At 65.4% G+C, this 7,641-nt stretch carries 8 protein-coding genes; 4 read left to right on the forward strand and 4 right to left on the reverse strand.

Annotated elements, in window-relative coordinates:
• Positions 1 to 31: 31 nt before the first annotated feature.
• Positions 32 to 778, forward strand: a complete 747-nt coding sequence (locus LN996_RS18255) for an HAD family hydrolase (protein ID WP_231341812.1) — start codon at positions 32 to 34, stop codon at positions 776 to 778.
• Here the strand turns inward: LN996_RS18255 and LN996_RS18260 are convergent.
• Genes LN996_RS18260 through tmk form a run of 3 tightly spaced genes read right to left on the reverse strand, consistent with a single transcriptional unit; the run spans position 775 to position 4,186 of the window.
• Positions 775 to 2,370: an alpha/beta hydrolase gene (locus tag LN996_RS18260; RefSeq protein ID WP_231341813.1), complete on the reverse strand. Its 1,596-nt coding sequence runs from the start codon at positions 2,368 to 2,370 to the stop codon at positions 775 to 777. The two genes, LN996_RS18255 and LN996_RS18260, sit on opposite strands and share 4 nt — an antisense overlap.
• 8 nt (positions 2,371 to 2,378) lie before the next feature.
• Entirely contained in the window at positions 2,379 to 3,530 is a 1,152-nt protein-coding gene (locus tag LN996_RS18265) for a DNA polymerase III subunit delta' (RefSeq protein ID WP_231341814.1), read from the reverse strand.
• A complete protein-coding gene (gene tmk, locus LN996_RS18270) occupies positions 3,527 to 4,186 on the reverse strand; it encodes a dTMP kinase (RefSeq protein ID WP_231341815.1) in 660 nt (219 codons plus the stop codon). Before tmk ends, LN996_RS18265 begins: the two co-directional genes overlap by 4 nt.
• An 83-nt stretch (positions 4,187 to 4,269) precedes the next feature.
• Here tmk and LN996_RS18275 point away from each other — a divergent pair, with 83 nt between their 5' ends.
• Positions 4,270 to 5,454, forward strand: a complete 1,185-nt coding sequence (locus tag LN996_RS18275; RefSeq protein ID WP_231341816.1) for a PLP-dependent aspartate aminotransferase family protein — start codon at positions 4,270 to 4,272, stop codon at positions 5,452 to 5,454.
• Positions 5,455 to 5,464: 10 nt separating this feature from the next.
• Positions 5,465 to 5,806 carry a DUF2516 family protein gene (locus LN996_RS18280; RefSeq protein ID WP_159704615.1) on the forward strand — a complete coding sequence of 114 codons (342 nt, stop codon included), beginning with the start codon at positions 5,465 to 5,467 and terminating at the stop codon, positions 5,804 to 5,806.
• A 13-nt stretch (positions 5,807 to 5,819) separates the two neighbouring features.
• Here LN996_RS18280 and LN996_RS18285 read toward each other — a convergent pair whose 3' ends face one another.
• Positions 5,820 to 6,653, reverse strand: a complete 834-nt coding sequence (locus LN996_RS18285; protein ID WP_231341819.1) for a class I SAM-dependent methyltransferase — start codon at positions 6,651 to 6,653, stop codon at positions 5,820 to 5,822.
• 70 nt (positions 6,654 to 6,723) lie between these two features.
• Between LN996_RS18285 and LN996_RS18290 the strand changes: the two genes are divergently transcribed.
• Positions 6,724 to 7,470: a phosphoglyceromutase gene (locus LN996_RS18290; RefSeq protein ID WP_231341817.1), complete on the forward strand. Its 747-nt coding sequence runs from the start codon at positions 6,724 to 6,726 to the stop codon at positions 7,468 to 7,470.
• Positions 7,471 to 7,641: the final 171 nt, after the last annotated feature.

Here is a 7,641-nt window from a genome sequence, read left to right on the forward strand (position 1 = left end):
CGCCACTCACAACAGACGAGGGAGCCGCTCAATGACCGGGGACGCATTGAATCGGGATGAATTCACCAGGGACACCAGCCACGCACCCAACCGGCTGCGGCTGGCCGTGGTGGACATGGTGGGGACAACCATCACCGACGATGGCCGCACCGAGCGGGCCATGTCCCAGGCGCTGGTGGAACACGGCATCGAGCCGGGCAGCAGTAGGTTCGAGAGCATGCTCGGCTACGCCCGGGACACCATGGGCTTCTCGAAATTGACCGTCTTCCACCACCTCTTCGAGGAAGCCGTAATTGCCGAAAGCGCCAACAAGGTTTTCGAGAAGGCATACGACCACATGATCGACGACGGCGGTGTCCGCGCCATTCCGGGCGCGGAGGACGCCATTTTGTGGATGCGTGAGTCCGGCATGCAGGTTTGCCTGGCAACAGGGTTCGGCCGCCACACCCAGAACATGGTCCTGGAATCCCTCGGGTGGATGGGCTTGGCGGACCTCAGCTTGTGTCCGGCGGATGCAGGGCGGGGGCGGCCTTACCCGGACATGATCCTGACTGCGGTACTCGCCCTGGACCTCGATGACGTCCGCGAGGTGGCCGTGGTGGGCGACACCAGCTCGGACATGCTTTCCGGCGTCCGTGCAGGTGCGTCGTTGGTGGCCGGAGTCCTCACTGGCTCGCACTCGGAGACGACCTTACGCGCGGCCGGCGCCACCGTCGTCGTGGATTCCATCAAGCAGCTCCCGCTCTTGGTGGAGAAGCGGGAAGCCCGGCACTGCTAGCATTTGAGGCCGTCCTGCGGCAGCTTCCCGTCAACAAAGTAATCGTCGACGGCGGTGCTGACGCAGGAGTTCGAGCGGCCGTAGGCTGTGTGCCCCTCACCCTCCCACGTGACAAGTGAGGCGTTCTCCAGCTGCTTGCGCAGCGACTGCGACCACTCCAGCGGAGTGGCGGGGTCCCCTGTGGTGCCAACCACCACGATGGGAGCGGAGCCGTTGTATTCGACCGGCGCGGGCGTGCGGGTGTTCTTGTACGGCCAGTCCTTGCAGTTGACCCCGCCGTAAGCGAAGAACGAGCCGAACGTGGGGGAGTCCTGGATAAGGCGTGCTTCCTCGGCCCGCATGCCGGCAGTGTCGGTAACCATGGGGTAGTCCAGGCAGTTGATGGCCTGGAACGCGAAAGCCGAGTTTGAGCTGTACGTGCCATTGGGTTCGCGGTCGGCGCCCAGATCGGCAAGCCGCATCATCTGGGACACATCACCGGAAAAGGCGCTTTCCAGGGCCTGGGTGAGGGCCGGCCAGCTTTGGTCGTTGTAGAGGGGCAGGATGAGGCCGTTGACGAAGTCGTTGCTGGTCACCAAGCGGCCGTCCTTGGCGGTCTGGGGGTTCTGGTCCACGGCATTGATGAGGTCCCTGATTTCCTGGACTCCGTTGTCCACGGAGCCGCTCAGCGGGCACTGGTTCTGTCCCTGGCAACTGGCCACATAGGTGTGGATGGCTCTTTCGAACGCCCGGGCCTGTCCGGCGGTCAGTTCCTCGTTGGTGATGGACGGATCCACGGCGCCATCCAGGACGAGGTGGCCAACGTTGTCGGGGAAGAGTGCAGCATAAGTTGATCCAAGGAAGGTGCCGTAGGAGAAGCCAAGGTAGTTGAGTTTGGCGTCGTTGACCACCGCGCGCAGGATATCCAGGTCCTTGGCCGCGCTCACGGTATCAATGTGCCCCAGGACATCCCCGGTCTGCTCTGAGCACTGCTCAGCGAAGGACTTATTGAAGGCCAGTGCAGCCTCCAGTCCCTCGTCGGTATTCTTCCGGAACACCTTTTCGCGGGCCGCGTCACGTTCGGCATCGCTCATGCAGGTGACGGGGGCGGAGCGTTTCACACCACGGGGATCGAAGCCGACGAGGTCGAAGTTGGACTTCACTTTCTCGGTGAAATTGGTGTTGCCGGCGTCCCTGACGTAGTCCACCCCGGAGCCACCGGGACCGCCGGGGTTGACCAGGATCGACCCCTGTTTATTGCCGGTGCTGGGCAACTTGATGACGGCGAGTGTGATTTCCCCGGATGCCGGGTTGGCGTAATCCTTGGGTACCTGGACTTTGCCGCACTGGAAGCCGTTCTCGCAGGAGCTCCACTCCACCGGCTGTGAATAGAACTTCTCCAAGCCCTTGGGCGCTGATGCTGCGATGGATGGATCCACGGTGCTGGTGGACGGCTTGGCCGTGGGCGTTGGCATGAACGGCAGGGTGCAGGCGCTCAATACCAGCGCGGCGGCAACGGCAACACACGTCGCCACGAAGCCGCGGCCGGCCCCACGCCGGGCAGACCGGTCCCTTGAAGGGGCATCGGCGGACCGGCGGGGTGCGGACTTCATGGATTCTCCTATTGCTGGATGAGACTTGTGGCCATGGACTCGACCGCCAACAGCGGGGCCACATTGGTGGTGGTGATACGGACGCGGGCTTTGTTGATGGCGTCCATCCGGGCCAACGTGGTTTCGGGGTTTGAGTGGCCCGCGTAGTCTTCAAGATCGCTCTTGAGCTCAACGTTGACCAGCTCTACGGCGTTCCCCAGCTGGATGATCAGCACGTCCCTGTAGAAGGACAGCAGATCAGTGAGGGTGCGGTCCAGCGAGTCAGTGATGGAGCGTTTTGCCCGCCGTTTCTGATCGTCTTCGAGCTGCTTGACCTGGCTGCGCATGGAGGGCGGCAGCGTGCCGGACTCGGGGGCGCCGAGGCTCGCCAGCAGCGCGATCTTCTCCGCGGCGTCACGTTCGTCATTGGAGCTGTTGGCCTCGTCGGTGGCAATCTTGACCAGCTTCTCGGCCATCATCACCGCAGCGGTGACGCCACGAAGGCCGAGTGGAATGCGGACCGTATCCAAACGGCGTTGGCGAGCGTCAGCGTCGCGGGCCAGTCGCCTGGCGATGCCGATATGGCTTTGGGCGGCGCGGGCTGCTATGTCCGCGAGTTGGCGATCGATGCCGTCGCGCCTGACCAGGAGATCGGCGACGTCGGACGCCGGCGGAAGCCGGAGGCTCACCGGACGGCATCGTGAGCGTATGGTGACCAGGACGTCGGCGGGGGAGGGGGCACACAGCATCCAGATGGTGCGGGGCGTGGGTTCCTCGATCGCCTTCAGCAGGACGTTGGTGGTGCGTTCGGCCATGCGGTCCGCGTCCTCCACCACAATGATCCGCCACCGGCCAGTGGCAGGCCGGTCGCCAGCCTTGGAGACCAGTTCGCGGGCTTCGTCAATGGTGATGGTGACTTTCTCGGTCCGCACGAATGTCACATCGGAGTGCGTCTCGCCAAGGATAGTGTGGCACGCGGCACACTCCCCACAGCCTCTAAGGGTGACGTCGTCCTGCTCGCAGTTCAAGGCAGCGGCGAAGGCCTTGGCCGCGTTGGAACGGCCGGATCCAGGAGGTCCGGTAAACAGCCACGCATGGGTGAGGCCGGTTTCGCCTTGCGCAGCCTGCTTCAGTTGCGCAACGACGGGCGCCTGCCCCTGAAGGTCGTCCCAGACGCTCACGAACGGTCGCCGGGAACTCGGTCAGCCAGCAGCGATTCCACCCGATCCAGGATCTGCGCGGCGAGGGTGTTGATGTCCGCGCGTGCCGGCAGGACAAGGTAGCCCGACGGCGAAGCCTCTGCGAGGTCCAGGAACGCGTGGCGGATGGCCGAATGGAAAGCATCAGGCTCGGATTCGAGCCTGTCTTCGGTGGCGTCCCCGGCGGTCCGGCGCTGGCGGCCGTCGGAAGGGTCGACGTCGAGCAATACTGTCAGGTCCGGACGCAAACCTTCCGTGGCCCACTCGTTCAAGGTCAAGACGCCATCGGCGCCCAAGCCACGGCCGGCACCTTGATAGGCAACTGAGGAGTCCACGTAGCGATCAGTGATGACCACCGTCCCCTCAGACAGGGCGGGACGGATCACCTGGCTGGCATGGGCGGCGCGGGCGGCGGCAAACATGAGGGCTTCGGTGCGGGCATCGATGGTGCCGTGGCCGTGGTCCAAAACCAGGGAACGCAACTTCTCGCCAATGGGAGTGCCGCCGGGCTCGCGGGTGCGCAGCACGGAAAATCCCCGCGACTCAAGGGCGTCAGAGAGCCGGGCGGCCTGGGTGGACTTGCCCGCTCCGTCCCCGCCCTCGAAGGCGATGAAAAGACCTGGGCTCTGAATACTCACGCGTCTAGCCTACCGAGCTTCCCTGACATCAAAGGCGCGTAACGCCTTTCATCCACAGTGGTGGCCGCGACTACGCTGAAACCATGAGCCTTTCCGATCAGCACGCCGCCGACTTGTCTCCGGAAACCGTCGTGGTTGCGGCTGGCCGCCCCGAGCGGGCCCACGATGAGCCGGTGAATCCGCCCATCGTCTTGTCCTCCACATACTTCGGAACCGGTGCGCTGGGTGAGGGAGACCGCGGCTACGGACGCTATGCAAACCCCACGTGGGATCCTTTCGAGGACGCGCTGGCCAAGCTGGAGGGCGCCACCCTCCCGGGGCTGCTCTACGCATCGGGTCTCGCGGCAGTCAGTTCGGCCCTCTCCCTGGTACCTGCCGGTGGCGTCGTCGTGATGCCGTCCCACAGCTATGCGGGTTCGCTAGTGATGGCAACGGAACTGGCAGAGAAGGGCTTCCTGGAACTGCGCACGGTGGACATCACGGACACCGATGCCGTGAAATCGCTCATCAGTCCTGAAAGCGGCAAGCAGGCGGACCTCCTCTGGCTGGAAAGCCCCACCAACCCAATGCTCGGTATCGCCGATATCCGCGCGCTCACCGATGCCGCCCACGCCGTGGGAGCCATCGTGGTCACGGACAACACGTTCTCCACGCCGTTGGTGCAGCAGCCGCTCAGCCTGGGATCCGACGTCGTGCTCCACTCGGTGACCAAATACCTGGCCGGACATTCGGACGTCGTTTTGGGCGCCCTCGTCACGTCCAACCCGGAGCTGCGCGCCACCCTTCTTCATCACCGGATCATCCACGGTGGAATCGCCGGCCCGTTCGAAGCCTGGCTGGCACTGCGTGGCCTCCGCACGCTGGCGCTTCGGATTGAACGTTCGCAGGCTTCGGCCGCGACGCTCGCAGAACGCCTCAGCACCCACCCACGCGTCGAAACCATCCGCTACCCGGGCCTCCCCACAGATCCCGGGCACGAGCGCGCCAAGGTCCAGATGAAGGGCTTCGGCTCCATCCTCTGCATCCAGATCACAGGCGACGAGCACCGCAGTGGTGCCGACGCCGCCGACGAGCTGGTCCGTGCGCTGGAGCTGTGGCTTCCGGCCACGTCGCTTGGCGGGGTGGAGTCCCTGATTGAGCGCCGACGCCGGCACACGGCCGAGCCGCTTAGCGTTCCGGAGAACCTGGTCCGCTTGAGCGTCGGAATCGAGAACGTGGAAGACCTCTGGTCCGACCTTGAGCAAGCGCTGAAGTCGCTGGACGGCTAGGCTAAAGGGCGTGGACGGAAAACTCTTGATTGCCTACGTCACCAACGGGGTCTACTTCATCCTCGGCTTGGTGGCCCTCGCCCTGGAAGTGTGGGCCTTCGCGGACTGCCTGCGCCACCGGCCGACGCTCTTCGTGGCTGCCTCCAAGCGGACCAAGACGTTCTGGACCGCCCTCACCGGCGTCGCTTTTGCGATCGGCGCCCTGACGGTCTTCACCGGCGGAAGCGGCCTGGGCCTCTTCGGCATCGCCGCCGTCACTGCGGCGTGCGTGTACCTGGCCGATGTCCGTCCAGCCCTGCGTGAAGCAGGCAGCGGCGGCAACCGCAACGTCGGCCCGTACGGCCCCTGGTAAAAGGCGTTACTGGTCAATCCGGCCGCTGCTGAGGCGCCACGGCGTCCCACGCCACGGTCAGTTCACCGAGGCGCCACCGCGAGGGGCCATCCTGCAGTGGCCACCCGGCGTCGCGCAATGAACGGCACATTCCGGTCCATCGCTGCCGGTTTCCGAAGGACGCCAACGGCGCCGCCTCCAGCCATGCCTTATCCATGGCCTGCAAGAACGCGTGGATGGCTTCACCGGGCACGTTCCGGTGGATCAGGGCTTTCGGCAACCGCTCAGCAACGTCCGACGGCAGCTCAAAACTGCCAAACCGGACAGAAAAGCTCAGGCTCAACGGTCGCTCGGAATCCAGCGCCACCCACGTGACGCGGCGGCCAATCTCGTCGCACGTGCCGTCGATGAACAGCCCGCCCGGAGCAAGCCGCGACTGCACCAGGCTCCAGATTCCGGCAACGTCAGCTTCCTCGTATTGCCGCAGTACGTTGAAGGCGCGGACCAGAACGGGCTTTCCGGGCACCGGGACTTCGAATCCGCCCACATGGAAGCTCAGCCCCGGCCGCTCCAGGGGCTTCGCTGTCCGGACGCGCTCCGGTTCAATCTCGATCCCGCAGACCCGGACATCCGGCCTGACGGCCTGCAGCCGTTCAAAAAGTTCGACGGCGGTAGTCGGCGAAGCGCCATAGCCCAGGTCCACCACCAGGGGCTCGACGGCGGCGCGAAGCCGCCAGGCTTGCGGCCCGGCAAGCCAGCGGTCCAGGCGCCGCATGCGGTTGGGATTGGTCGTGCCGCGGGTGATATTCCCTACGGGCTTCCCGCCCCGACTTCGGGGAGAGCCCACCCGTTCCGCTTTTTGCACCACGGCCCCCACTTTATCTCGCGCGGCCGTAATGCCCGGCAGGTAATGGAGCTGCTCAGCTAGGATGAAAACCATGACTTACAAGCTGATTCTGCTGCGCCACGGCCACAGCGACTGGAACGCCAAGAACCTGTTCACCGGTTGGGTGGACGTTGACCTGAACGACCAAGGCCGCGAAGAAGCAGTGCGCGGTGGGGAACTCCTGGTTGAGAACAACATCCTCCCGGACGTCCTTTACACCTCGCTCCTGAAGCGTGCCATCAACACCGCCAACATGGCACTGGACAAGGCCAACCGCGGCTGGATCCCGGTCAGGCGCGACTGGCGCCTCAACGAGCGCCACTACGGCGCACTGCAGGGCAAGGACAAGGCCCAGACCCTCGCCGAGTTCGGTGAAGAGCAGTTCATGGAATGGCGCCGCAGCTACGACACCCCGCCGCCGCCCCTGTCCGACGACAGCGAATTTTCCCAGGCACACGATGTCCGCTACGCGGATCTCGGCGACGCCCTGCCGCGCACTGAATGCCTCAAGGACGTCCTGGTCCGTCTCCTTCCCTACTGGGAATCGGACATCAAGGAAGACCTGAAGGCCGGCAAGACCGTCCTGGTCACGGCACACGGCAACTCCCTGCGCGCGCTGGTCAAGCACCTTGATGGCATCAGCGACGACGCCATTGCTTCGCTGAACATCCCCACGGGTATCCCGCTGGTGTACGAGCTGGACGAGGACTTCCAGCCGATCAACCCGGGCGGTACGTACCTGGATCCCGAAGCAGCAGCCCAGGCCATCCTCGCGGTAGCCAACCAGGGCAAAAAATGACGCGTTAGTGAAAACTACGACGGGGGGGGGGGGGGGGGGGGGGGGGGGGGGGGGGGGGCGGCGCGGGGGGGGGGGGGGGGGGGGGGGGGGGGGGGGGGGGGGGGGGGGGGGGGGGGGGGGGGGGGGGGGGGGGGGGGGGGGGGGGGGGGGGGGGGGGGGGGGGGGGGGGGG

Source organism: Arthrobacter sp. AK01, from assembly GCF_021109375.1.
GTDB lineage: Bacteria > Actinomycetota > Actinomycetes > Actinomycetales > Micrococcaceae > Arthrobacter.

Coding starts and splice junctions, on each gene's coding strand:
- LN996_RS18255 (WP_231341812.1), top strand. CDS start 32: ATGACCGGGGACGCATTGAATCGGGATGAATTCACCAGGGACACCAGC.
- LN996_RS18260 (WP_231341813.1), bottom strand. CDS start 2,370: ATGAAGTCCGCACCCCGCCGGTCCGCCGATGCCCCTTCAAGGGACCGG.
- LN996_RS18275 (WP_231341816.1), top strand. CDS start 4,270: ATGAGCCTTTCCGATCAGCACGCCGCCGACTTGTCTCCGGAAACCGTC.
- LN996_RS18290 (WP_231341817.1), top strand. CDS start 6,724: ATGACTTACAAGCTGATTCTGCTGCGCCACGGCCACAGCGACTGGAAC.